Annotated in this window: 25 protein-coding genes; 16 read left to right on the plus strand and 9 right to left on the minus strand. The window is 68.8% G+C overall.

The genetic code is table 11. The features are described from left to right. The first annotated feature begins 40 nt into the window (after positions 1–40). The 4 genes from typA (at position 41) to L687_RS30565 (ending at position 5,807) form a co-directional block, all read left to right on the plus strand. A complete protein-coding gene (gene typA, locus L687_RS30550; RefSeq protein ID WP_021199602.1) occupies positions 41–1,954 on the plus strand; it encodes a translational GTPase TypA in 1,914 nt (637 codons plus the stop codon). Between the two features lie 195 nt (positions 1,955–2,149). Beyond that, positions 2,150–3,046 carry a hypothetical protein gene (locus tag L687_RS30555; protein WP_021199603.1) on the plus strand — a complete coding sequence of 299 codons (897 nt, stop codon included), beginning with the start codon at positions 2,150–2,152 and terminating at the stop codon, positions 3,044–3,046. A gap of 98 nt (positions 3,047–3,144) precedes the next feature. Next, positions 3,145–4,185, plus strand: coding sequence for a glutaminase A (gene glsA, locus L687_RS30560; RefSeq protein ID WP_021199604.1), 1,041 nt, complete (start codon positions 3,145–3,147; stop codon positions 4,183–4,185). Next, entirely contained in the window at positions 4,182–5,807 is a 1,626-nt protein-coding gene (locus L687_RS30565) for an MFS transporter (RefSeq protein WP_021199605.1), read from the plus strand. The genes glsA and L687_RS30565 overlap by 4 nt, the downstream gene beginning before the upstream one ends. Before the next feature lie 3 nt (positions 5,808–5,810). Here the strand turns inward: L687_RS30565 and L687_RS30570 are convergent, their stop codons facing one another. Next, complete coding sequence (locus L687_RS30570) at positions 5,811–6,359, minus strand: helix-turn-helix domain-containing protein (RefSeq protein ID WP_021199606.1); 549 nt, start codon at positions 6,357–6,359, stop codon at positions 5,811–5,813. Positions 6,360–6,463: 104 nt separating this feature from the next. On the opposite strand from L687_RS30570, the gene L687_RS30575 reads away from it, so the two are divergent. From L687_RS30575 to L687_RS30600, 6 genes are all read left to right on the plus strand, one after another. Further along, a complete protein-coding gene (locus L687_RS30575; protein ID WP_021199607.1) occupies positions 6,464–7,186 on the plus strand; it encodes an AzlC family ABC transporter permease in 723 nt (240 codons plus the stop codon). Beyond that, complete coding sequence (locus tag L687_RS30580) at positions 7,183–7,497, plus strand: AzlD domain-containing protein (RefSeq protein ID WP_021199608.1); 315 nt, start codon at positions 7,183–7,185, stop codon at positions 7,495–7,497. The genes L687_RS30575 and L687_RS30580 overlap by 4 nt, the downstream gene beginning before the upstream one ends. Before the next feature lie 50 nt (positions 7,498–7,547). Then, a complete protein-coding gene (locus tag L687_RS30585) occupies positions 7,548–7,958 on the plus strand; it encodes a hypothetical protein (RefSeq protein ID WP_052514691.1) in 411 nt (136 codons plus the stop codon). Between the two features lie 9 nt (positions 7,959–7,967). Then, entirely contained in the window at positions 7,968–8,288 is a 321-nt protein-coding gene (gene fdxA / locus L687_RS30590; protein ID WP_021199610.1) for a ferredoxin, read from the plus strand. A gap of 9 nt (positions 8,289–8,297) precedes the next feature. Then, the gene (gene dapC, locus L687_RS30595; protein WP_021199611.1) at positions 8,298–9,410 is read left to right on the plus strand and encodes a succinyldiaminopimelate transaminase; all 1,113 of its coding nucleotides are present in this window, start codon (positions 8,298–8,300) and stop codon (positions 9,408–9,410) included. 191 nt (positions 9,411–9,601) lie between these two features. After that, positions 9,602–10,891 (plus strand): citrate synthase, encoded by a 1,290-nt coding sequence (locus L687_RS30600; protein ID WP_046398932.1) that lies wholly within the window; start codon positions 9,602–9,604, stop codon positions 10,889–10,891. Positions 10,892–10,964: 73 nt separating this feature from the next. Here L687_RS30600 and L687_RS30605 read toward each other — a convergent pair whose 3' ends face one another. Continuing rightward, positions 10,965–12,347, minus strand: coding sequence for a DEAD/DEAH box helicase (locus L687_RS30605; RefSeq protein ID WP_021199613.1), 1,383 nt, complete (start codon positions 12,345–12,347; stop codon positions 10,965–10,967). Positions 12,348–12,629: 282 nt separating this feature from the next. Further along, entirely contained in the window at positions 12,630–13,577 is a 948-nt protein-coding gene (gene dapD, locus L687_RS30610; RefSeq protein ID WP_021199614.1) for a 2,3,4,5-tetrahydropyridine-2,6-dicarboxylate N-succinyltransferase, read from the minus strand. Positions 13,578–13,642: 65 nt separating this feature from the next. On the opposite strand from dapD, the gene dapE reads away from it, so the two are divergent. From dapE to L687_RS42155, 3 genes are all read left to right on the plus strand, one after another. Further along, complete coding sequence (gene dapE / locus L687_RS30615) at positions 13,643–14,716, plus strand: succinyl-diaminopimelate desuccinylase (RefSeq protein WP_021199615.1); 1,074 nt, start codon at positions 13,643–13,645, stop codon at positions 14,714–14,716. Continuing rightward, positions 14,698–15,915: a hypothetical protein gene (locus tag L687_RS30620; protein WP_021199616.1), complete on the plus strand. Its 1,218-nt coding sequence runs from the start codon at positions 14,698–14,700 to the stop codon at positions 15,913–15,915. The genes dapE and L687_RS30620 overlap by 19 nt, the downstream gene beginning before the upstream one ends. 94 nt (positions 15,916–16,009) lie before the next feature. Beyond that, the gene (locus tag L687_RS42155; RefSeq protein ID WP_017203323.1) at positions 16,010–16,183 is read left to right on the plus strand and encodes a DUF3117 domain-containing protein; all 174 of its coding nucleotides are present in this window, start codon (positions 16,010–16,012) and stop codon (positions 16,181–16,183) included. Between the two features lie 86 nt (positions 16,184–16,269). Here the strand turns inward: L687_RS42155 and L687_RS30625 are convergent, their stop codons facing one another. Then, on the minus strand, positions 16,270–16,908 hold the full coding sequence (locus L687_RS30625) for an O-methyltransferase (RefSeq protein ID WP_021199617.1): 639 nt from the start codon (positions 16,906–16,908) through the stop codon (positions 16,270–16,272). Between the two features lie 89 nt (positions 16,909–16,997). Between L687_RS30625 and L687_RS30630 the strand changes: the two genes are divergently transcribed. Continuing rightward, positions 16,998–17,405 carry a twin-arginine translocase TatA/TatE family subunit gene (locus L687_RS30630; RefSeq protein ID WP_021199618.1) on the plus strand — a complete coding sequence of 136 codons (408 nt, stop codon included), beginning with the start codon at positions 16,998–17,000 and terminating at the stop codon, positions 17,403–17,405. Positions 17,406–17,452: 47 nt separating this feature from the next. Here the strand turns inward: L687_RS30630 and L687_RS30635 are convergent, their stop codons facing one another. From L687_RS30635 to L687_RS30650, 4 genes are read right to left on the minus strand one after another with little or no spacing between them, the layout of a single operon-like run. Then, positions 17,453–17,947, minus strand: a complete 495-nt coding sequence (locus L687_RS30635; RefSeq protein ID WP_021199619.1) for a hypothetical protein — start codon at positions 17,945–17,947, stop codon at positions 17,453–17,455. 20 nt (positions 17,948–17,967) lie between these two features. Beyond that, a complete protein-coding gene (locus L687_RS30640) occupies positions 17,968–19,089 on the minus strand; it encodes an Mrp/NBP35 family ATP-binding protein (protein ID WP_021199620.1) in 1,122 nt (373 codons plus the stop codon). After that, entirely contained in the window at positions 19,086–19,598 is a 513-nt protein-coding gene (locus L687_RS30645) for a DUF1003 domain-containing protein (RefSeq protein WP_021199621.1), read from the minus strand. Before L687_RS30645 ends, L687_RS30640 begins: the two co-directional genes overlap by 4 nt. Beyond that, the gene (locus tag L687_RS30650) at positions 19,598–20,902 is read right to left on the minus strand and encodes a magnesium transporter MgtE N-terminal domain-containing protein (protein ID WP_029266737.1); all 1,305 of its coding nucleotides are present in this window, start codon (positions 20,900–20,902) and stop codon (positions 19,598–19,600) included. Before L687_RS30650 ends, L687_RS30645 begins: the two co-directional genes overlap by 1 nt. An 85-nt stretch (positions 20,903–20,987) precedes the next feature. Between L687_RS30650 and L687_RS30655 the strand changes: the two genes are divergently transcribed. Next, a complete protein-coding gene (locus tag L687_RS30655; protein WP_031207235.1) occupies positions 20,988–21,746 on the plus strand; it encodes a general stress protein in 759 nt (252 codons plus the stop codon). A 25-nt stretch (positions 21,747–21,771) separates the two neighbouring features. Further along, complete coding sequence (locus tag L687_RS30660) at positions 21,772–22,434, plus strand: alpha/beta hydrolase family protein (protein WP_021199624.1); 663 nt, start codon at positions 21,772–21,774, stop codon at positions 22,432–22,434. Between the two features lie 21 nt (positions 22,435–22,455). Here L687_RS30660 and L687_RS30665 read toward each other — a convergent pair whose 3' ends face one another. Continuing rightward, on the minus strand, positions 22,456–23,364 hold the full coding sequence (locus L687_RS30665) for a phosphotransferase (protein WP_021199625.1): 909 nt from the start codon (positions 23,362–23,364) through the stop codon (positions 22,456–22,458). Positions 23,365–23,373 lie beyond the last annotated feature (9 nt).

Here is a 23,373-nt window from a genome sequence, read left to right on the forward strand (position 1 = left end):
CGGCTTCCCGGCGAAACCCCACATCTTTTAGGACACCTGCATGGCGCACGCCCTCCGTTCTGACCTCCGCAACGTCGCGATCGTCGCGCACGTCGACCACGGCAAGACCACTCTCGTCGACGCCATGCTGCGTCAGACGGGCTCCTTCGGCGAACACGCCCACGTCGATGAGCGCGCCATGGATTCGAACGACCTGGAACGTGAGAAGGGCATCACGATCCTCGCCAAGAACACGGCGATCACATACAAGGGCAAGCACGCCCAGGGCAAGGAGATCACGATCAACGTGATCGACACCCCCGGTCACGCAGACTTCGGTGGCGAGGTCGAGCGCGGCCTGTCCATGGTCGACGGTGTCGTGCTGCTGGTCGACGCGAGCGAGGGTCCGCTGCCGCAGACCCGCTTCGTGCTGCGCAAGGCGCTCGAGGCGAAGCTCCCCGTCATCCTCCTGGTCAACAAGACCGACCGTCCTGACGCCCGCATCGCGGAGGTAGAGGAAGAGGCGCACGACCTGCTGCTGGGTCTCGCCTCCGACCTGGTCGACGATGTGCCCGACCTCGATGTCGACGCGCTCCTCGACGTTCCGGTGGTCTACGCCTCCGGTCGTGCCGGTGCGGCATCGCAGAACCGTCCCGCCGACGGTTCGCTGCCGGACAACGACGACCTCGAGCCGCTGTTCGAGGCGATCCTCGAGCACGTTCCCGCTCCGGAGTACGACGACGAGCACCCGCTGCAGGCCTGGGTCACGAACCTCGACTCCAGCCCCTTCCTCGGCCGTCTGGCGCTGCTGCGCGTCTTCAACGGCACGCTGAAGAAGGGCCAGACCGTGGCCTGGGTCCGTTCCGACGGCACGCACCAGAACGCGCGTATCACCGAGCTCCTGAAGACCCGCGCGCTCGAGCGCTACCCCGCCGAGTCCGCCGGTCCCGGCGACATCGTCGCCATCGCCGGCTTCGAGAACATCACGATCGGCGAGACCATCGCCGACCCCGAGGACGTGCGCCCGCTGCCGGCCATCACGGTCGACGACCCCGCCATCTCGATGACGATCGGCACCAACACCTCGCCCCTCATGGGCAAGGTCAAGGGGCACAAGCTCACTGCTCGCATGGTCAAGGACCGTCTCGACAAGGAGCTCATCGGAAACGTCTCGCTCAAGGTCGTCGACATCGGGCGTCCGGATGCGTGGGAGGTGCAGGGCCGTGGAGAGCTGGCCCTCGCCATCCTCGTCGAGAACATGCGTCGCGAAGGTTTCGAGCTCACCGTCGGCAAGCCGCAGGTGGTCACGAAGAAGATCGACGGCAAGACCTACGAGCCGTTCGAGCACCTCACGATCGACACTCCGGAGGAGCACCTCGGGGCGATCACCCAGCTGCTCGCGAACCGCAAGGGTCGCATGGAGAACATGACCAACCACGGCACCGGCTGGGTGCGCATGGAGTTCATCGTCCCGTCGCGCGGCCTCATCGGCTTCCGTAGCGAGTTCCTCACCACCACGCGTGGTACCGGAATCGCGAACGCGATCTCGCACGGGTACGAGCCGTGGGCCGGTTCCATCACGACGCGTCAGAACGGCTCCATCGTCGCCGACCGCCAGGGCGTCGTCACCCCGTTCGCGATGATCGCCCTGCAGGAGCGCATGTCGTTCTTCGTGCAGCCCACGCAGGAGGTCTACGAGGGCATGGTGATCGGCGAGAACTCCCGCGCCGACGACATGGACGTGAACATCACCAAGGAGAAGAAGCTCACCAACATGCGTGCGGCGAGCTCCGACACCTTCGAGTCGATGACGCCTCCGCGCCAGCTGACGCTGGAGGAGAGCCTCGAGTTCGCCCGCGACGACGAGTGCGTCGAGGTGACCCCCGAGGTCGTCCGCATCCGCAAGGTGAACCTCGACGCGAACACCCGCGCGCGGGAGACCGCTCGTCTGAAGCGTCAGGACGCGAACGTCTGAGACCACACTCGGCGAAGCTCCGAGTGAGAGGGCCTCGTGCCGCCGGAAGGCGTGCACGAGGCCCTCTTCTCATGTAAATCCCAGGTGAGGGATGGTTTTCGCTCAGGTTCGTGGTTCAGAGTGGTTGACTTGCGCCTGGGACGAGCTCCCGATGAGTCTCCTGCAAGGGCGTACGACCACCCGAAAGTCGAACCCATGCTTCAGAAAACCCGTGCGCTTCGGCGCGCCTCCGCGGCGGCGTCCGCCCGTTCCGCCGCCCACCGCCCCATGACCCTCCTCGGCCTCGCCTCCGCCACCCTGGTCGGCATCACCCTCAGCGTCGGCCTCGCGTCCGCGCCGGCGGTCGGAGCCATCAACCCCGCGGTGGCCGTCACCGCCCCCGCGCTGGCCGGTGCAGAACCCCTCGCGCAGATCACCGAGGATGCGGCCGCCACGCTGGCGAAGGCGAAGGATGCCGCGACGGCGGCATCCACGCTGGAATCCGAGGTCGTCGCGTCCGGGCTCGACGTCGGCGCGGTGACGTCCGTCGACACCACCGACCTGCAGAAGGACATCGACAAACTCGACGACATCGACGTGACGCCGGTGCTCCTGGTGGGGGTCCTCGCCGACGAGGTCGAAGAGGAGACGGCGAACGTCGTCTCCGATACCGACGAGCTTCGGAGCGCGCTCACCGCTGCGCAGCAGAAGCAGGCCGAGGAGGAGGCAGCCAGGGTCGCGGCGGAGCAGGCCGCTGCGCAGGCCGCGGCGGAACAGCAGGCCGCAGCTGCTCTGGCCGCAGCCAACACCCCGGAGGGCGCCAAGGCAGCCGCGCAGCAGATCATGTCGAGCACCTACGGATGGGGCGGCGATCAGTTCTCCTGCCTGAACTCGCTGTGGAACAAGGAGTCCGGTTGGAACTACCAGGCGTACAACCCGAGCGGCGCCACCGGCATCCCGCAGGCCCTTCCCGGCAGCAAGATGTCGTCCGCGGGCTCCGACTGGCAGACGAACGCGGCCACCCAGGTCGCCTGGGGTCTCGGATACATCTCATCGGTGTACGGAACGCCGTGCAGTGCGTGGTCGCATTCCCAGGCCATGAACTGGTACTGACCCCGGGTCATCCCGCCGAGGATTCTCTAGCCGAAGGCGGCCGTCGAGCGCTACGGTGACTCTGACGGCTGGGGGCGTCACGGATCCGAGGAGGAGATGTGCTCGACCCGACGGCGTGGCGCGGTGTTCCGCAGGAGGTGTCCACCGGCACCCTGCCGGGATGGGATCGCGTCGAGGAGCTCGTACGCGAGGCGCACTCCCGCTACGCGTGCGAGCACTCGGGCGGCGTCGCCGACTACATCCCCGTGCTTGCGGAGGTGGATCCGGAACTGTTCGGGCTGGTGGTGATCGAGGTCGGCGGCGGGCTGCACGACGCCGGCGATGCCCTGCACCCGTTCTCCATCCAGTCGATCTCGAAGATGTTCGTCTACGCACTGGCGATCCAGGAGCACGGCCACGAACGTGTGCGCGACATCGTCGGCGTGAACAACACCGGACTCGCGTTCAACTCCGTGATGGCGGTCGAGCTCAACGATGGGCACCCGATGAACCCGATGGTCAACGCGGGTGCCATCGCGACGACCGCGCTCATGCCGGGCGGCACCGCCGTCGAGCAGTGGGAGCGCGTGCGGGAAGGACTCTCGGCCTTCGCCGGGCGGCCGCTGAGCCTCGACGGCGTCGTCTATGCCTCGGAGGCGGAGACGAACGACCGCAATCGTGCGCTGGGGCGTCTGCTGCGCAGCTACGGTCGGCTCGAGGGGGATCCCGATGAGGTGGTCGACGTCTACACGCGTCAGTGTGCTCTGGCCGTGACGGCTCACGATCTGGCGGTGATGGGGGCGACGCTCGCCGACGGGGGAGTCAACCCCGTCAGCGGTGAGCGGGTCGTCTCGGAAGAGGTGTGCCGAGACACCCTGGCCGTGGTCGCGTCGACAGGGCTGTACGAACGCTCCGGCGACTGGCTGTTCGAGATCGGGCTCCCGGCGAAGTCCGGCGTCTCCGGAGGCGTCGTCGCGGTCGCCCCCGGGAAGGGCGCGGTGGCCGGCTTCTCGCCACGGCTCGACGAGGCCGGAAACTCGATCCGATCGCAGATGGCGATCGGCTATCTGTCGCGCGTCCTGGGGCTGAACCTGTTCGCCTCCGCCCCGGCGCGCAGAGACCCACCCGCTTTCTCGACCGCACCGCAGGAGCACTCATGATCCAGCCGGTGCAGAGCCCGACCAAGACCTCGTGGCTGCCGATGGTCAGCCTGTTCCTCGCTCAGGTGCTGATGTCGTTCAACGTGGCGGCGCTGCCGATCTCGCTCGGCGGCATGGTGAGCGAATTCGGTGTTCCGCCCACGGTCGCGAGCACCACCATCGTCATGTACGGCCTCGCGGTGGCCGCCCTCGTGATGACCGGAGCGAAACTCGGCCAGCGGATCGGCTGGGTCGTCATCTTCCGGATCGTGATCGCGCTGTTCGCAGGCTCCTCGGTCATGATGATCCTCGCTCCCACCGTGTGGTGGGCGATCGCCGGCCAGGCGGTCGCGGGAGCAGCCGCGGCGATCATCGTGCCGTCGATCGTCGCACTCATCGCCGAGAACTACCGCGGACCGCAGCAGGCGACCGCCATCGGCGCGATCGGTTCGGCCCGCGCGATCTCGGGGGTGAGTGCCTTCCTCATCGGCGGCACCCTGGGAACGCTGGTCGGCTGGCGCCCGATGTTCTTCATCGTTCTGGGGATCGCCGTGGTGGTCTTCGCGCTGAGCTTCACCCTGCGCGGTGATCGCGGTGACGCCTCGATCCGCATCGACCTCGTGGCGTCGCTGCTGATCGGAGCGGCGATCGTGCTGCTGACGCTGGGTTTCAACAACCTGAACTCCTGGGGTGCCGTGGCGGCGACGACCGACGCTCCCTTCAACATCCTCGGCCTCTCGCCCGCTCCCGTGTTCATCGTCGTCGGCCTCGTGCTCGGCCAGGCGTTCTTCCTGTGGACGAGGAAGCGGATGGCGGAGGGGAAGGTGCCCCTGATCGACCTGAGCGTCCTCGGCTCTTCGCGGGAGCGGGCCGCCGTGTACGCCATGTTCATCGTGGTCGCGCTGGAGGCGTGCGTGAACTTCACGATCCCGCTCTACATCCAGATCGTGCAGGGCCGTACGCCGTTCGACACCTCCATGGCCATGATGCCGTTCAACCTCACCGTCTTCGTGACGGCCACCCTGGTGGTGCGACTGTACCGGCGCTTCCCTCCACGCACGATCGGTGTCGTGGGGTTCATCCTCACCACGGTCGCCCTGGTGTGGTTGTCGTTCGTCGTGAACAACAACTGGGAGACGATCCCGACCATCGTCGGGCTCATCGTGTTCGGCATCGGTCAGGGCGCGCTCGTCACGCTGGTGTTCAACGTGCTCGTGACCGCAGCCCCCGCCGAGCTCGCCGGTGACGTCGGGTCGCTGCGCGGCACCACCCAGAACCTCGCATCGGCGGTCGGCACCGCGCTGGCGGGCGCACTTCTGGTGTCGCTCCTCGGACTCAGTGTCGGTCGTGCCGTGGTCGAGCACCCCGAGCTGCCCCCGTCGCTCGTCGCCCAGGTCGACATGGACAATCTCAACTTCATCAGCAACGACGACCTGCGCGTCGCGCTCGAAGCGACCGACGCGACGCCCGCGCAGATCGACGCGGCGGTGGTGGTGAACGAGGAATCGCGGCTCGGCACGCTCAAGCTCGGCCTGCTGCTGCTGGCGGGGGTCAGCGCGCTGGCGATCCTCCCGGCCTCGCGGCTGCCGCAATACCGGCCGCACGAGATCCCCGACCCGTCTCCGGCCGCCGGTCCGGAATGACGGTCAGCGCAGCTCGGAGATGAGCACGGCGCTGGTTCCCGATGCGGTCGCCTCGAAGATGTGCGGGGCATCGCCGGGGTACGTGAGATAGTCGCCGGGGTTCAGCAGCACCGGTTCACCCGCCGGGCCGATCCGCGCCTGCCCGGCCATCAGGATCACGTGCTCGATCGTCCCGGGGTGATGAGGATCGGAACGGCGGGCATCGCCGGGCTCGGCCTGGATCAGGTAGATGTCACGGCGGGCTCCCGGCGGGCTCGCCGACAGCAGTGTCGCACTGTACGCCGCGGCGGAGGAGGGGACGCCGGCGAGATCGTCGGCGCGGATGAGCGTCGGTGCGTTCGCCTGCTGATCGACCAGCACGGCGAAGGGCACGCCCAGCGCGACGCCGAGAGCCCACAGCGTCTCGACGCTGGGGTTCCCGGCGCCGCTCTCGAGCTGGGAGACGGTCGCCTTGGAGATGCCGGCGCGTCGAGCGAGCTCGGAGACCGACAGGCCTGCGGTCTCTCGCTCCCGGCGCAGGGTGCGGGCGATACGTGTGCGGAGTTCCTCCATGTGTTCATCATGTCAAACGTTCGTTCGCTTGACTATCCGATCTCGACTGTTCAGAATTATGATCATGTGTTCAGTAGAGCGAACGACAATGCGCGGGATGCCTGATGACCGCGGAGCGTGAGGTCTGGCGCGAAGCGCTCGGGGTCGTCATCGCGACCAGTGCGTACGGTGTCTCGTTCGGTGCGCTCGCCGTGGCATCGGGCCTGGACGTCTGGCAGACCTGTGTGCTGAGTCTGCTGATGTTCACGGGCGGATCGCAGTTCGCCTTCGTGGGCGTCTTCACGGCCGGGGGGCTTGCGGCCCTGCCATCGGCGGTCGCTTCGGCGGCACTCCTCGGCGTCCGCAACGTCGCCTACGGCATGCGGATGTCGCCGATCGTCGGGGGAGGTCCCGTCCGTAAGGCGGCGGCCGCCCATTTCACGATCGACGAGTCGACGGCGGTGGCGATATCGCAGGGCGACCCACGGCTGCGACAGGTCGGCTTCTGGGTGACCGGGATCGGCATCTTCGTCGGCTGGAACATCACCACCCTCATCGGAGCGCTGGTGGGGGATGTGCTCGGAGATCCTCGGACATGGGGGCTGGATGCGGCGGCAGCCGCCGCCTTTCTGGCTCTGCTCTGGCCTCGTCTCCAGCAGCGCCAGGCCATCGCGGTCGGCATCGCCGCGGCGGTCGTCGCCGCGGCCCTCACTCCGTTCCTGATGCCCGGCCTGCCCGTGCTCGTCGCCGCGGTCGTCGCTATCGCGGTCGGCTGGTTCAACTGGATGGGGCGTCCGACCGCGCCGGGCCGCCCATCGTCGGGTGCGGGGTCGGAGGTGAGCTCATGAGCCTGTGGAGCGCGATCCTCCTCGCAGCGTTGATCTGTCTGGCGCTGAAGGCCGCCGGCTACCTCGTTCCTCCCCGGGTGCTCGAGGCGCCACGCACGGCCCGCATCTCGGATCTTCTGACGGTCGCGCTGCTGGCCGCCCTCGTGGCCGTCCAGACCCTCGGCGATGGGCAGGCGATCATCGTGGATGCACGTGTGCCCGCACTGCTGGTCGCCGGTGGGCTCCTGTGGTTGCGGCAGTCGTTCCTAGTGGTCGTCGTGGCGGCCGCGCTGGTCGCCGCCCTGCTGCGCCTGTTCGGCCTCGCCGGCTGATGCTGCGCCCCTCCGCCTGTTCGTCGGGGCCTCGTCGGTAAGATCGACAGGTGCGCGTGAGCTGGATGTCGAGAGTGTTGTCATGGATCGCTGCCGCCCTGGTGGGCGGTGTCTACGGCATCGCCGGCACCATCAGCCACAGTGTGATGTGGGGCCCGATCCCGATCGGCATGATCGTGGCAGCCATCGCCTGCGCGGCCATCCTCATCGCCGTCCGCGCTCTGACCCACGACAGGGGCGCGGCCGTGGCCGCCGGTCTCGGGATGATCGGCATGCTGGTGCTGATCTCCGGCGAAGGGCCCGGAGGATCCGTCGTGGTTCCGGCCTCGTTCGCCGGACAGATCTGGACCTATCTGGTCGCCGGAATCGTGCTGCTGGTCGTCGCGTGGCCGTCCGTTCGGCGTCTTCCCGTTCGCACCGAGGGGCCAGCCGCGCAGGAACCCGAGCCCCGCGAGTCGTAGACTGAGGGGGTGACGTATGTGATCGCCCTCCCGTGCGTCGATGTCAAGGATCGCGCCTGCATCGACGAGTGCCCCGTTGACTGCATCTACGAGGGCGAACGCTCGCTCTACATCCACCCTGACGAGTGCGTCGACTGCGGTGCGTGCGAGCCGGTGTGCCCGGTCGAAGCCATCTACTACGAAGACGACCTTCCCGACGAGTGGCAGGACTACTACAAGGCCAACGTCGAGTTCTTCGACGAGATCGGGTCGCCCGGAGGCGCAGCCAAGGTCGGCGTGTACGCGTTCGACCACCCGATCATCGCCGCTCTCCCGCCGCAGGGCGAGTAGGCGCATTCCGTGAGCGTCCGCGACCTCGCCGACTACCCGTGGGATGCCGTCATCCCGTTCCGTGAGCGTGCCGCGCGGCATCCGGACGGTCTGATCGACCTCTCGGTCGGTTCTCCCGTCGACCCGACTCCCGAGATCATCCGGCGCGCACTGGCGGAAGCCACGGACGCCCATGCCTACCCGCAGACGGTCGGAACGCCGAGCCTGCGCGAAGCCATCGTCGAGTGGTACGCGCGACGCCGGGGGGTGCCCGACCTCCGTGTCGACAACGTTCTTCCCACGATCGGCTCGAAGGAGCTCGTCGCACTGCTGCCGACCCTGCTCGGTCTCGGCGACGGCGACATCGTCGTCCACCCCCGCGTGGCCTACCCGACCTATGAGGTGGGCGCCCGCGTCGTGGGGGCGACGCCGCTGCCCGCGGATGATCCGGAGGAGTGGCCGGAGGGTACGAAGCTCATCTGGATCAACACCCCGGGCAATCCGGACGGGCGCACCTGGACCGTGAGCGAACTCGCCGCCGCCGTCCGTCGTGCCCGTGAACTCGGTGCCGTGCTCGCGAGCGATGAATGCTACGCGGAACTCGGCTGGGACGGCGAGTGGGCGACCGAGCCGATCCCCTCCATCCTCGACCCGCGGGTGACGGACGGGAGTCGAGCGAACCTGCTCAGCGTGTACTCCTTGAGCAAGCAATCGAACCTCGCCGGGTACCGCGCAGCCTTCGTGGCCGGATGCGCACGCATCGTCGGCGAGCTTCTCACGGCGCGCAAGCACCTCGGTCTCATGCCGCCGGCGCCGGTGCAGCACGCGATGGCGGTCGCCCTCGGCGACGACGAGCACGTGGCGGAGCAGAAGGAGCTCTACCGCGTCAGGCGCGACGCCCTGCGTCCTGCTCTGGAGGCCGCGGGCTTCCGCATCGACGGCTCCGAGGCAGGACTCTATCTCTGGGTGACGGAGGGGCGCGATGCCTGGGAGTCGATGGAGCGACTCGCCGCTCTCGGCATCCTCGCCGGTCCCGGGCCCTTCTACGGTGCCGACTCCGGGGAGCACGTCCGGCTGGCGCTCACGGCGCCGACCGCGCACGTCAGAGAGGCGGCGCGCCGACTCTCTGACGGCGATATATAGGTTCTCTCCCTGAAATGGGCTTCCCTTTGGCGGATGTCACAGTAGGCCTGCGCGACTACTAGGCTGTAAAGGCGATTCGGTCGTGACCCGACCTGGCGCTTCAGCGCCGTGAGATCGCCAGTTCAGGCTTGATCAAGATCTTGTCCGACAGCACCGCGACGAGCGGGCTCGGACACTACGAGGAGGTCCGCGTGAGTGCAGCGGCAGACCAGACGGCGAAGCTGACGATCGGCGACACGACCGCCGAATTCCCGGTGCTGCGCGGCACGGCGGGGCACGACAGCATCGATTTCTCCACGCTGACGCGGCAGACGGGGTACACGGGCCTGGACTACGGGTTCGTGAACACGGCCTCCACGAAGTCCGAGATCACGTTCATCGACGGCGACAAGGGCATCCTGCGGTATCGCGGGTATCCGATCGAGCAGCTCGCGGGCTCCACCAGCTACCTCGAGGTGGCCTGGCTGCTCATCTACGGCGAGCTGCCGTCCGCCTCCGAACTCGCGGAGTTCGACGAGAAGATCCGTCGCCACACTCTGCTGCACGAAGACCTCAAGCGCTTCTTCTCGGCGCTGCCGCACACGGCGCACCCGATGTCCGTGCTGTCTTCGGCGGTCGCCGCGCTGTCGACGTACTACGAAGGTCAGACCGACCCGCACAACCCGGAGCACGTCGAGCTGAACATGGTGCGCATGCTCGCCAAGCTCCCCGTGATCGCGGCGTACGCGCACAAGAAGAGCGTGGGCCAGGCCTTCCTCTACCCGGACAACTCGCTGAGCTTCGTCGACAACTTCCTGAAGTTGAACTTCGGTGTGCACAGCGAGGAGTACGAGGTCAACCCGGTGATGTCGAAGGCTCTCGAGCTGCTCCTCATCCTGCACGAAGACCACGAGCAGAATGCCTCGACGTCGACCGTCCGCCTGGTCGGTTCCACCGGTGCGAACCAGTTCGCCTCGGTCTCGGCCGGCATCCAGGCGCTCTCCGGCCCGCTGCACGGCGGTGCGAACGAGGCCGTGCTGACGATGCTCGGGCAGATCCGCGACTCCGGCCAGAGTGTCTCGCGTTTCGTCGAGCGGGTGAAGAACAAGGAAGAGGGCGTGAAGCTGATGGGCTTCGGGCACCGGGTGTACAAGAACTACGACCCGCGCGCCAAGCTCGTCAAGGACGCGGCCGACGAGGTGCTCTCGTCGCTGGGTGTCACCGACCCGCTGCTCGACCTCGCGAAGGAGCTCGAAGAGCTCGCGCTGGCCGACGACTACTTCCGCGAGCGTCGCCTGTACCCGAACGTCGACTTCTACACCGGTGTCATCTACAAGGCCATGGGCTTCCCGACCCGTATGTTCACGGTGCTGTTCGCCATCGGGCGCCTGCCCGGTTGGCTCGCGCAGTGGCGTGAGCTGCAGCTCGACCCCCAGACCAAGATCGGCCGCCCCCAGCAGCTGTACACGGGGTCGCCCGAGCGGTCCTTCCCGACGCGCTGAGCTCCGGACCAGAAAGCGCCCCCTCCGTCGAGACGGAGGGGGCGCTTTTCTGCGTGAGTGCTGCCGGCCGGTGTCAGCGGCCCTGTGAACTGCGGCCGCCCTGGCGGGACTGGTTGCTCTGCGTGGAGTACCCGCCGCCCTGACCATTGCCGGATGCGCCGGAGCGGGGACGACGACGGCGACGCGACGGCGGGTTCGCCGCACCGTTTCTCTCGCCGCCCGCGGGGCGCTGCTTCGACGACTGTCGCTGCTGCTGCGGAGCCTGCACGGGCGCCGGACGCACGTGAGGTGCGCGCTCGGGAACCAGCGCGGTGACGGCAGCGGCCGTGACATCTTCCAGCGGGGCCGAGATGGCGGCCTTGCGCAGGAGGTCCTTGACGTCACGGCGCTGCTCGGGGAGCACGACCGTGACGACGGTGCCTGCGGCCCCGGCGCGGGCCGTGCGGCCGGAACGGTGCAGGTACGCCTTGTGCTCGACGGGCGGGTCGACGTGGACGACGAGATCGACGTTGTCGACGTGCACGCCACGGGCGGCGACATCGGTGGCGACGAGCACGCGCACTCCACCGTCTTCCGGGGCCGCGGAGAAGGCACCGAGGTTGCGTTCGCGGGCGTTCTGCGAGAGGTTGCCGTGCAGGTCGACCGCGGGGATCCCCGCGGCGGTGAGCTGCTTCGCGAGCTTCTTCGCCTGGTGCTTGGTGCGGGTGAAGAGGATGCGACGACCGGTGCCCGAGGCGAGCTCACGCACGAGGGCCGTCTTGTTGTCGGCCGAGTCGACGACCAGGACGCGGTGCGTCATCTCGCCGACGGGCACGCTCTCCTCGTCGACCTCATGGCTGACCGCGTTCGAGAGGAAGCGGCGGGCGAGGGTGTCGATGCCGCGGTCCAGCGTGGCGCTGAACAGCAGGCGCTGCCCACCGGCCGGCGTGGCCGTGAGGATGCGGGTGACGCCGGGGAGGAAGCCGAGGTCGGCCATGTGGTCGGCCTCGTCGAGCACGGTGACCTCGATCGCACTCAGGCGCACGACCTGCTGCTTCATGAGGTCTTCGAGTCGACCGGGGCAGGCCACGACGATGTCGACGCCGCCGCGAAGCGCCTGCTCCTGCGGGCGCTGGCTGACCCCGCCGAAGACGGTCGTGACGCGCAGGCCTGCGGCCTCCGCGAGCGGCGCGATGGTCGCGGCGATCTGGGTCGCGAGTTCACGGGTGGGCGCGAGGACGAGTCCGCGCGGAAGGCCGGCGCGACGCTGACCGCCCGAGGCGGCGAGGCGTGCGACGAGCGGCAGAGCGAAGGCGATGGTCTTGCCGCTTCCCGTGCGTCCACGGCCCAGGAGGTCGCGTCCGGCGAGGGAGTCGGGAAGGGTATCGCGCTGGATGGCGAATGCCTCGGTCTTGCCGGAATCGGCGAGAACGGCGGCGAGCTCGGCAGGAACGCCGAGTTCAAGGAAAGTAGACATGCAGAAACTCCGTCAGCGCACGAGTGAACGGCGCGAGATAGGGGGTGAGGTGGGCGACGGCGCAGGAATTGCGCATCGGTTCGCCGTTCGAAAGGCCAGCTCATGCTGGTGGTGGGAGCAGTTCCGCTCGCTTCGGTCCTCGGAGACCCCGTGACGACGACGATGTTGCGGGACCGGCGGTACGCGCAACGATGTCAGTCTACCAGTGCGCGCATGCCGTCGGCTGCATGTCGCCTCCCGCGCGGGTCGTCGGCTCCGCGGAGACGGGCCGGAAGACTGCTCTCAGGCGTGCAGAGCCTCGTTCAGGGTCACTCCGACACCGGCGCGACGGACGGCTTCCACCGCACCGCTGAGCGAGTTGCGGCGGAAGAGCAGGCCGTCCTGACCGGAGAGCTCCGCACCCTTGACGGTCTTGCGCCCGCCGTCGGCGGTCACGGGTCCGTCGACGAGGACGATCTTGGTGCCTGCGGTGACGTAGAGCCCCGCTTCGACGACACAGTCGTCACCGAGCGAGATGCCGATGCCCGCATTCGCGCCGAGCAGGGTGCGGGCGCCGATCGACACCCGATGCGTTCCGCCACCCGAGAGGGTGCCCATGATGGAGGACCCTCCGCCGATGTCGCTGCCGTCTCCGACGACCACACCCTGCGAGATGCGGCCCTCGACCATCGATGCGCCCAGTGTGCCGGCATTGAAGTTGACGAATCCCTCGTGCATGACGGTCGTGCCGGGGGAGAGGTACGCCCCCAGGCGCACGCGGGAGGCATCGGCGATGCGGACGCCCGCCGGCTGCACATAGTCGGTCAGGCGGGGGAACTTGTCGAGCCCCTGCACCTGGATGCCCGCGCGCTGGAGCTGCGGGCGCAGGCGGGCGGCGTCAGCGGGGAGGACGGGCCCGGCGTTGGTCCAGGCGACATTCGGAAGGTGTCCGAAGACGCCGTCGAGGTTCAGCTCGTTCGGGCGCACGACGAGATGCGACAGGGCATGCAGGCGCAGATAGGCGTCGGCGGTGGAGGCCGGTGCCGTGTCGAGGTCGATCTGCAGCTGCACCACCTCGATCGTGACGTCGCGTCGTTCGTCGCTCCCCGCGAGGGGTTCGAGCGCAGCGACAGCCACCTCGTCGGTCGTGACCGCACCGGTGTGCACCTCGGGGTACCAGGCGTCGAGAACCGTGCCGTCCCCGGCGATGGTGGTCAGGCCGATACCCCATACGGTGCGTGCGTCGCTCATCCCTCCACGCTATCGCGCTCCCGGGGCGACGACCGCACTCATGACGGGGTAAGTAGGCTGGACCCATGGTGCTCGATCTGACCGCGTCCTCCGTCGACCTCACCCGTGCGATCTGCGACATCCCGAGCGTCTCCGGCGACGAGAAGACACTCGCCGATGCGATCGAGGCCGCAGTGTCCCCGCTCGACCATCTGGAGGTCTTCCGCCACGGGAACACGATCGTCGCCCGCACCGACCGCGGCCGGGCACAGCGCGTCGCCATCGCCGGTCACATCGACACCGTGCCGATCAATGCGAACCTGCCCACGCGCGACATCGAGATCGACGGAGTCCCCCATCTCTGGGGTCGCGGCACCGTCGACATGAAAGCGGGCACCGCCGTGCAGCTGAAGCTCGCGGCCGAGCTGACCGACCCCGCGATCGACATCACGTGGATGTGGTACGACAACGAGGAGATCGAGGCGTCGAAGAACGGTCTCGGTCTGCTCGCCGCCGTGCGTCCCGACCTGTTCGAGGCGGACTTCGCGATCCTCGGCGAGCCGTCCAACGGTGAGGTGGAAGGCGGTTGCAACGGAACGCTCCGTGCGATCGTGCGCACCACCGGCGTGCGTGCTCACAGCGCGCGTGCCTGGATCGGCGAGAACGCGATCCACCGCGCGGCGCCCGTCCTCACGCGTCTGGCGGAGTACCGCGCCAAGGAGGTGCTGGTCGAGGGGCTGCTGTACCGCGAGAGCTTGAGCGCCGTGCGCATCGCGGGCGGCGTCGCGGGGAACGTCATCCCCGACGCCTGCGAGGTGGAGGTCAACTACCGGTTCGCGCCGAGCAAGTCTGCGGCCGATGCCGAGGCTCACCTCCGCGCAGTCCTCGCCGGCTTCGACGTCGAGATCACGGATGCCGCCGAGGGGGCGCGTCCCGGGCTCGACGCCGAGATCGCGAAGCAGTTCGTGGCGGCGGTCGGCGCCGAGCCGCGCCCGAAGTACGGGTGGACCGACGTCGCACGATTCTCCGCGCTCGGGATCCCGGCTGTGAACTACGGGCCCGGCGACCCGCACCTCGCCCACCACGATGAGGAGCGTGTACCCCTCGCGCAGATCGACGCCGTGGAGCGGGGCCTGCGCGCATGGCTCACCTCGCACTGAGCGCAAGGCGCCGCTGGGCGAAGGCGCCGGTCGCCCTGCGCGTGGCCGTCGTCTACCTCGGAGCCCGGGTCGTCACGACGGTGTTCCTGGTCATCGCCGCCTCACTGTCGACCTCGTCCTCGCGGTTCGGCGCGGAGGCGGGGATCATCGATTTCGTCCTCGGCTGGGACGCGCAATGGTACTGGTTGGTCGCCGAGAACGGCTACCCGACGGATCTTCCGCTCACCGACTCGGGTGACGTCGCCGAGAACGCCTGGGCGTTCATGCCGGTGTTCGCATATGCGGCCAAGGGGATCGGCGTACTGCTCGGGTCCTGGGGTGCCGGTGCGCTCCTGCTCTCGCTCGTCGCCGGCTACCTGGCCTGTCTCGCGCTTCACCGCCTGCTTCGTGATCGCATCGGCAACTCCGCGGCGACGTGGGCCGTCGTGTTCTTCGCGGCGGGACCGATCGCGGCGATGTTCCAGGTGGGGTACGCCGAGACGCTGTTCCTGCTGCTGCTGTTCCTCGCCCTCGATGCGACGACGCGGCGCACCTATGCCTGGCTGTACATCCTCATCCCCGTGATGGCCTTCACACGACCCGGTGTCCTGGCCTTCGCCCTGTTCCTCGGGCTGCACGGACTGCTGCGGTGGATCCGACGTCGGCAGGATCCGCTCACCGGGCGCGAGATCGCACACATCCTCGCGCTCGGCGCGCTCGCGACTCTGTCCGGTTTCGCCTGGCAGGTGATCGCCGGCATCGCGACGGGGGATCCCGGTGCGTATCTCGCGACCGAGCTCGCGTGGCGCCAGCACTGGATCACCGGCGGAGTCGAGGGTTTCATCCCGTTCGAAGGGTGGATCCAGGCATCGCAGTTCTGGTTCGCCCTCTGGGGGATGCCGCAGTGGTGGGGGCCGATCGTGCTGGTGCTGTCGGTCGTCGGCGCTGCTGCCGCACTCCTCTTCTCTCCGCAGGTGCGCGCTCTGGGCGCCGACATCCGTCTGTGGAGTGCGAGCTACCTGCTGTATCTGCTCGCGGTGTTCTTTCCGCAATCGAGCACGTTCCGCCTGCTTCTCCCCCTGAGCCCGCTCTGGGGAGCGGTCGCGGTGCCGCGATCGCGGCTCTGGCGTGTCGGCGTGCTGGCCGCATGTCTCCTCGGGCAATGGTTCTGGATCTACCACGTGTATGCGCTCGGAAGCACGTTCTGGCAGGTGCCGTGAGGGTGAAGCTCGACCCAATTGTTGCTCCGTGACCTCCAGGTCCCGGTGACACCCGATAAACTCATCCCATACCACCGGAGGAAAGGGAGCCACGATGGCAGCGATGAAGCCGAGGACCGGAGACGGACCTATGGAAGCCGTGAAAGAAGGACGACTCATCATCGTGCGCGTTCCACTCGAAGGCGGCGGCCGCCTGGTCGTCTCCGTGAACGACGCCGAGGCCAAGGAGCTTCACGACGTGCTTGCCGCCGTCGTGGCACCGGCCTGATCGACCTGGGGTCCGCGTCGGCGGATCCGAAAGGGCGATGGATCCTCGGATCCATCGCCCTTTTCGCACGGTCTCGAGCCGCGCGGTCAGCCGCGTTCGGCGAGACTGATCAGCTGCAGCAGACCTTCGCCGGCGGGGGAGACCGTGGCGAGGACCGCCGAGGATTCCTGCGTCTCCTGCACGAGGGACCGGTAGGCGGAAGTGATCTCGTCGCGCTGGACCGGATCGGCGACGCGACCGCCGGCCAGCACGCGGGGCACGAGCACGAGTCCGCCGGTGCGTGCGAGACGCAGACCGTGTTCGACGTACTCGATGACATGCTCGGGGTCGGCGTCGACCAGCACGATGTCGTAGGAGTTCTCGTTCATGCGGGGGAGAACGTCGATCGCGCGGCCCGTGATGAAGCGGGCTCGGGTGGACGGCACCTTGGCATCGGAGAAGGCCTGTCGCGCCGCGGCGAGGTGCTCCGGTTCGTTGTCGATCGAGGTGAGGACCGCCTGGGGTGCGCCGCGCAGGAGCCAGAGACCGGAGACTCCGGCGCCGGTGCCGATCTCGACGATGGAGCGTGCCGAGGTCGCGGCCGCGAGCACGGCGATCTGCGAACCCACGGCGGCGCTGATCGGCATCGCTCCCAGTTCGACCGCATGCGCGCGTGCGCGGCTGATGGCGTCGGGTTCCACGATGGACTCGCGCAGGAAACGCGCGTTCGCGTCATGCTCGCTCATGGCCTGTTTCTCCCTGCCTGACTGTGATCCTCTCCAGAGTATTCGGTCGGCGAGTGCGGGGACCGCAGGCGCGGCGGTAGCCTGTAGAGATGACGTTCGGGCTCACCTTCGAGAAGCTGTTGCTGATCGGCCTCATCGCGGTTCTGATCATCGGCCCCGAACGTCTCCCGCGAGCCGCGGAGAGCTTCTCGCGCATGGTCCGCAAGGCCGGCGAGTATCTGCGCGCGACCAAGTCGAGGGTGCGCGAGGAGATGGGGCCGGAGATCGACGACGTCGACTGGCGCAAGCTCGACCCGCGCCAGTACGACCCGCGCCGGATCATCCGCGATGCGCTCATGGAAGAGCCCCAGCCGGCGACCCCGCTGCAGGCGGCCCAGACCATCGCGGAGCCGATCGCCGGAGCTGCGGCCGCGGCGACCACGGCTCCCGCGACCCGAGCCGTTCCGCAGGAGTTCAGTGCGTCGAACCGCCCTCCCTTCGACGCCGAAGCCACCTGACGGGAACGCTCGCCGATCGAGCGCGCAGGGCTCTGCGCGCTCGGCGCCTAGGAGATCTTCGAGCGGAGGGTGGCGATGTCGTCGTCCGTGAGCAGGCCACGAGGGATCGCGGTCGCGGCCGAAGTGTCTCGCAGCTTCAACAGCACGGCGTCCTTGCCCACTCGCATCCTCTGGAAGGTGCGGTAGGCGATGTCGGAGCGACGACGGCCGCTGCCCATCTGCAGGCTGTCCTCTTCCAGCGATACCCACACGACGGTTCCGACGGGCATCGCGATCCGGACGGCGGTTCGCGCGCCCGATACGGTCATCACGACGGCGAAACCCGCGAGCGCGACGATGATGACCGGCATCCATCCTGCTCCGAAAGGGCCCTGTTCCCCCGGACGGACGGGCGTGCCGAGGTTGAGGATGCTGAGCACGAGGGCTGCGGCGAGGGCGACCCACATGACGAGGGCGGCGGGTCGGGTCAGCGAGTAGATCGCTGCGTCCCGAGCCATTCGTCGCAGCAGACCCTCATCGACGGTCAGAGAGCGGGGAGGCATCGGTCCATCTTCCCACGCGTTCAGGTGAGCGACATCGGCAGCGATCGACCGGAGAGGCCCCTGCCCCGCCGCGCCAGGGTGCTCGCGAGGTCGCGGATGGTCGTCGCCGCGACATCGTCGCTCTCGGTGGAGACGATCGGCTCGCCTGCGTCTCCGCCCTCGCGCAGAGCGGGGCTCAGGGGGATCGAGGCCAACAGTGGCACAGGGACTCCCGGTTCGGAGAGAGCCTCCGATACGGCGGCGCCTCCGCCCGAGCCGAACATGTCGATGACCGTTCCATCGGGCAGTGTGTACGCCGCCATGTTCTCGATGACGCCGATCACGCGCTGACCCGTCTGACGCGCGACGAGACCGCTGCGGATCGCCACCTCGGCGGCAGCGGTCTGCGGGGTGGTCACGACGAGAACTTCCGCATGGGGGAGGAGCTGGCCGATCGAGATCGCGATGTCGCCCGTCCCCGGCGGCATGTCGATGAGGAGGACGTCGAGGTCGCCGAAGAAGACGTCGGTGAGGAACTGCGAGACCGTGCGGTGCAGCATCGGCCCACGCCACGCCACCACCGATTCGCCGTCGCGGAGGAACATTCCGATCGAGATCGTCTTCACGCCGTGCGCGACCGGGGGGAGCATCAGGTCGTCGATGCGTGTCGGCTGCGTGCCCGCAGGGATGCCGAGGAGCCCGGGGATCGAGAACCCGTGCACGTCGGCGTCGACGAGACCGATGGACAGACCCTGCGCGGCGAGTGCGACGGCAAGGTTCGCGGTGACGGTGGACTTGCCCACACCCCCCTTGCCGCTGGAGACGAGGATCACACGGGTGAGGGAATCGGGCCCGAACGGCATGTGGCGTGCGGGCCTCCCGGCGCGGAGTTTCTCGGTGAGAGCCTTGCGTTCTGCCGGCGTCATCACGCCGACCTCGACGTCCACCTCCGCGATGCCCGGAACGGACGCCGCGGCATCGCGGACGTCCGACTCGATCCGCGCCGCCGCTGGACAGCCGACGATCGTGAGGACGATGCCGACGCGGGCTCGACCGCCGTCGACGGAGATGTCCCGGACCATGTCGAGATCCCCGATGGGTCGACGGAGCTCGGGATCCGTCACCGCGGCGACAGCCGCGCGGACACGCTCCGCCGCGGTCACGACGCGGCGCCGGATCGGGGCTTCTCCGGCACGTCTTCGAGCTCGGCGAGAAGGGCTTTGAGCTCCTGGCGCAGCACGTCGCGCGTGACGACCTGCGAATTGCGCTCTTCGAGCGACATGCGCAGAGCCACGATCTCGCGGGCCAGGTACTCGGTGTCGGCCAGGTTGCGCTCCGCACGCTGGCGGTCCTGCTCGATCTGAACCCGGTCGCGGTCGTCCTGACGATTCTGCGCGAGCAGGATGAGCGGTGCGGCGTATGAGGCCTGCAGGGAGAGCATCAGGGTCAGTGCCGTGAAGCCGAGGGCGGCGTCGTCGAAGCGCAGCTCGTCGGGCATCAGCGTGTTCCAGACGATCCAGACCACACAGAACAGGCTGAGGATCAGCAGGAACGCGGGCGTCCCCATCGCGCGAGCCACCCACTCCGTGAAGCGTCCGAAGCGGTCGCGAGACGTCGCCCGCGGCCGTGTCGTGGTGCGGCCCGGCGCATCGAGGCGCGGAGAGCGGGGCATCAGCGCGTCTCCTTCGTCGGGGCGGCGGGGGTGGACCCAGGGACGGTGCTCGCAGCGGGGGAGGTGTCCTCGCTGTCATGCGAACGCCAGTCGTCCGGAAGGAGGTAGTCGAGGACGTCGTCGATGCTGATCGCTCCGACGAGGCGATGCGCCGCATCGATCACGGGGAGCGAGACGAGGTCGTAGCTCGCCAGCAGCCGTGCCACCTCGGCGGCGGAAGCGGTCACGGGCACGGGCTCGAGGCTGTCGTCGAGGATCGCGCCGAGCCGCTCATGCGGCGGGTAGCGCAGCATCCGCTGGAAGTGCACGAGCCCGAGCAGGCGCCCGGTCGGAGTCTCGAACGGCGGGAGGGTGACGAACACCGCGGCGGCCAGCGCGGGGTGCAGTTCGTGGCGGCGGATCAGCGCGAGCGCCTCGGCGACTGTGGCGTCGGCCGAGAGGATGATCGGCTCAGGCGTCATCAGACCGCCTGCGGTGTCCGGGCCGTAGCGCAGCAGCATCCTGACGTCTTCGGCTTCTTCCGGCTCCATGAGCTCCAGGAGCTGCTCCAGGCGGTCAGGCGCCAGCTGGGCGAGCAGGTCGGCCGCGTCGTCCGGTTCCATCTGGTCGAGGATGTCGGCGGCGCGTTCGTCTCCCAGACGGTCGAGGATGTGCACCTGTTCGTCTTCGGGCATCTCCTCGAGGGCATCGGCAAGGCGGTCGTCCGACAGCTCTTCGGCCACCTCGATCATGCGCTGCTGCGGAAGGTCGAGAAGCGTGTTGGCGAGATCGGCGGCGTGCAGCTCGGAGTACGAGGCGACGAGCTGCTCAGCCGACTGCGACTCACCGGGAGCGCGTTGCTCGGCGACCTCGCTCCATGCCGCGAACGTCGTCGGACCCTTCGCGAACGGGGAGGCACTGGTCTTCGGTCGGCGGAGGAAGAGCTGGCTGATCGCCCATTCGCCGAGGCGGTTCGGTTCGATCGCGATGTCCTCGATGACCGCGGTACCGCTGCCATCGACGAAGCTCACGCGTCGTCCCAGCATCTCGGCGAGCACGCGCACCTCGCCGGCGCGCGGGGAGAACCGCCGCACGTTGATCAGGCCCGTGGTGATGACCTGGCCGGAACGGATCGAGGTGACGCGTCCGATCGAGAGGAACACGTGGCGTCGTCCCGGGATCTCCACGACCAGACCGATGACGCGGGGCGCCGCGGTACTTCGATACACGACGACGACATCTCGGACCTTGCCGAGCCGGTCGCCGACGGGATCGAAGACGGCGCACCCGGCAAGGCGCGCGGCGAAAACCCGTTGTGTGCTCACTTCTCCAGCGTAGTCGGCGGCTCGCGTCTCCGGCGGGTCGGCCGTGCCTCGGGCCGTCCGACGGCACGCGTGGAAGAATAGCCGGATGAGCATGCTGAACCGGCCCGCGAGCGGCACAGACACCGGCGAGATCGTCGCGTCGATGCGCGACTACGAGAGCGCGCAGAAGACGGTCTCGAAGCTGATCGCGGGGGAGGTGCCGGCGCGCGACATCGCCATCGTCGGTCAGAGCGTGCGCACGGTCGAACGCGTGACCGGCAAGCTCGGCTACGCCGCCGCCGCGCGCTCCGGGGCGATCAACGGTGTGTTGATCGGGCTCTTCCTCGCCGCCATCCTCGTGCTCGGCAACCCGGAGGTGCCGATCCAGCTCTTCCTCGGCTTCGTCCTCATCGGTGTCGCGGTCGGGATGATCCTCAGCCTGGTCACCTACGCGATCGTCCGTCGCCGGCGCGACTTCGCCAGCGTCACGCAGTTCGCGGCCGATCACTACGAGGTCACCGTGCTGTCCTCGTCGCTGGGCAAGGCCCGGCAGGTCCTCGGCGCGAACAAAGTGGCGCCCGTGCGACCGCCGGTCAACCTCGACGAGCCGCCGCGCTACGGCGAGCGGATCACGCCCGGCGCGACCTCGCCTGAGCCCGCCCCGGCACCCGGGGATCCCGTGATCCCGCCGCGCCCGGCCGACCCCGTCGCACCGCCGGTCGCCGACCCGGTCGCCGACCCCGAACCCGAGACGACGCCCGAGCCCGGGTCCGCATCGGCGGGGACCGCTGCTCCGTCGACCGTGGCCCCGGTCGAGCCGGACGCCGCTCCCGGCACTGACGGCATCCAGGGCGAACGGGCATGACGGCGGCCTCCCCGCTCTCCGTCTGATGGTCGAGATCCAGGTCGCGCTCCCGACGGGACTCACCGCCGTGTCCGCCGACTGGACAGTCGGTGACAACGGGGTGACGGTGATCGTGGCCCACGGTGCAGGGACCGGCAAGGACCATCCGTTCCTCACCGGCTACGTCGATGCGCTGAGCGCGATGGGCTTCTCGACCCTCCGTTTCAACTTCCCGTATGTGGAGCAGGGGCGACGGATGCCGGGACCCGCCGCGCATGCGATCGCCACATGGAACGCCGTCGCGGCCTTCGCACGCGAGTCCGATCCCTCGGCGACCCTGTGGGCGACGGGCAAATCGTACGGCGGACGCATGGCGTCGATGGCGGTCGCCGAGGGCATGCGTGTCGACGGTCTCGTCTACCTCGGGTACCCGTTGCATCCGCCCGGACGTCCGGAGAAGCCACGGGTCGAGCATCTGCCGGGGATCACGGTCCCGCAGCTGTTCGTGGAGGGGACGAACGATCCCTTCATCCAGCCGATCTCGCAGTTCGAGGAGGCGATCGCGACCTGTCGGGATGCGCGCGTCGTCTGGATCGACGGAGGAGGACACACCTTCGAGGTGAAGGGCCGCAAACGCCCCGCCGCGGAGATCGGGGCCGCACTCGCCCCGATCGTGGCGGAGTTCGCCCTCGGCGGCGCGGAGGAGTGAGGGCCTCGGTCGGACGCCCCCTCAGTCGATGAGCCTCGACAGCCCCTCATCCGCGAGCACGCGCCCCACGGTCGAGATGCCCAGTGCGCTCATCCGCGGGTTCGATTCCGCGTAATACCATCCGAGCCCGAGCGCCTGCTGCAGCGCCCATCCCGCGCCGCGCCGCCACTCAAGGTCGTCGACAGCCAGGCCTTCGCGGAGCAGGTGTCGTCCCGGCGCGTCGAAGAGGTGCCAGGCGGCGACCAGGTCGAGTGCGGGATCCGCGGGACCGAAGTCACCGCCGTCGAGCACACCGGCCAGACGGGTATCGCCCTCGTGCTCCGCGACGAGGAGATTGAACGGCGTGAGGTCCCGGTGGCTCATCACCGGAGCGCTGGCGGACGGGAGCTCGCGCAGCACCGACCAGAGCCGCCCTGCGCGGGCCGCATCGAAGAGATGCGCACTCCGCCTCAGGCACGTCGCGACCCATTCGTCGTGGTCTCCGAGGTCTCCGCCCCGGCCCCTGCCGTCGAACACACGGTCGCGCACGTCGACGGCGCGCAGCGCCCGGATGAGGGCGACCAGGTCGTGCGCGAGCGTCTCGGACGTGGAGGAGAGCACAGGATCCGCCGGGTCACCCTCGACCCACGTCTGCACAGCCCAGGCCGAGTCGAACTCCTCCGACGCGGAGGCCGTGCCGTAGGAGCGCGGCGCGGGGAACGGGCTCGACGCCGCGAACTCCTCGAGTGCTGCGGCCTCGCGGACGAGCTCGTGCGCCGCTGCACCGAGGAGGGGGAAGCGGGCGACGAGTCCGTCGCCCACCCGGATGATCCTGTTCACCGTGCCCGTCATGGGGACCGGTCGCAGGGTCTCGCCACCGAGCTCGGGGAAGCGGCGCGCGATCAGGTGCGCCGCGACCTCGGTCTCGAGTGCGAGCTCGCCCTCATGCATCCGTCGGTG

Origin of the sequence: Microbacterium maritypicum MF109, from assembly GCF_000455825.1 — a bacterium.
Lineage (GTDB): Bacteria > Actinomycetota > Actinomycetes > Actinomycetales > Microbacteriaceae > Microbacterium > Microbacterium maritypicum_A.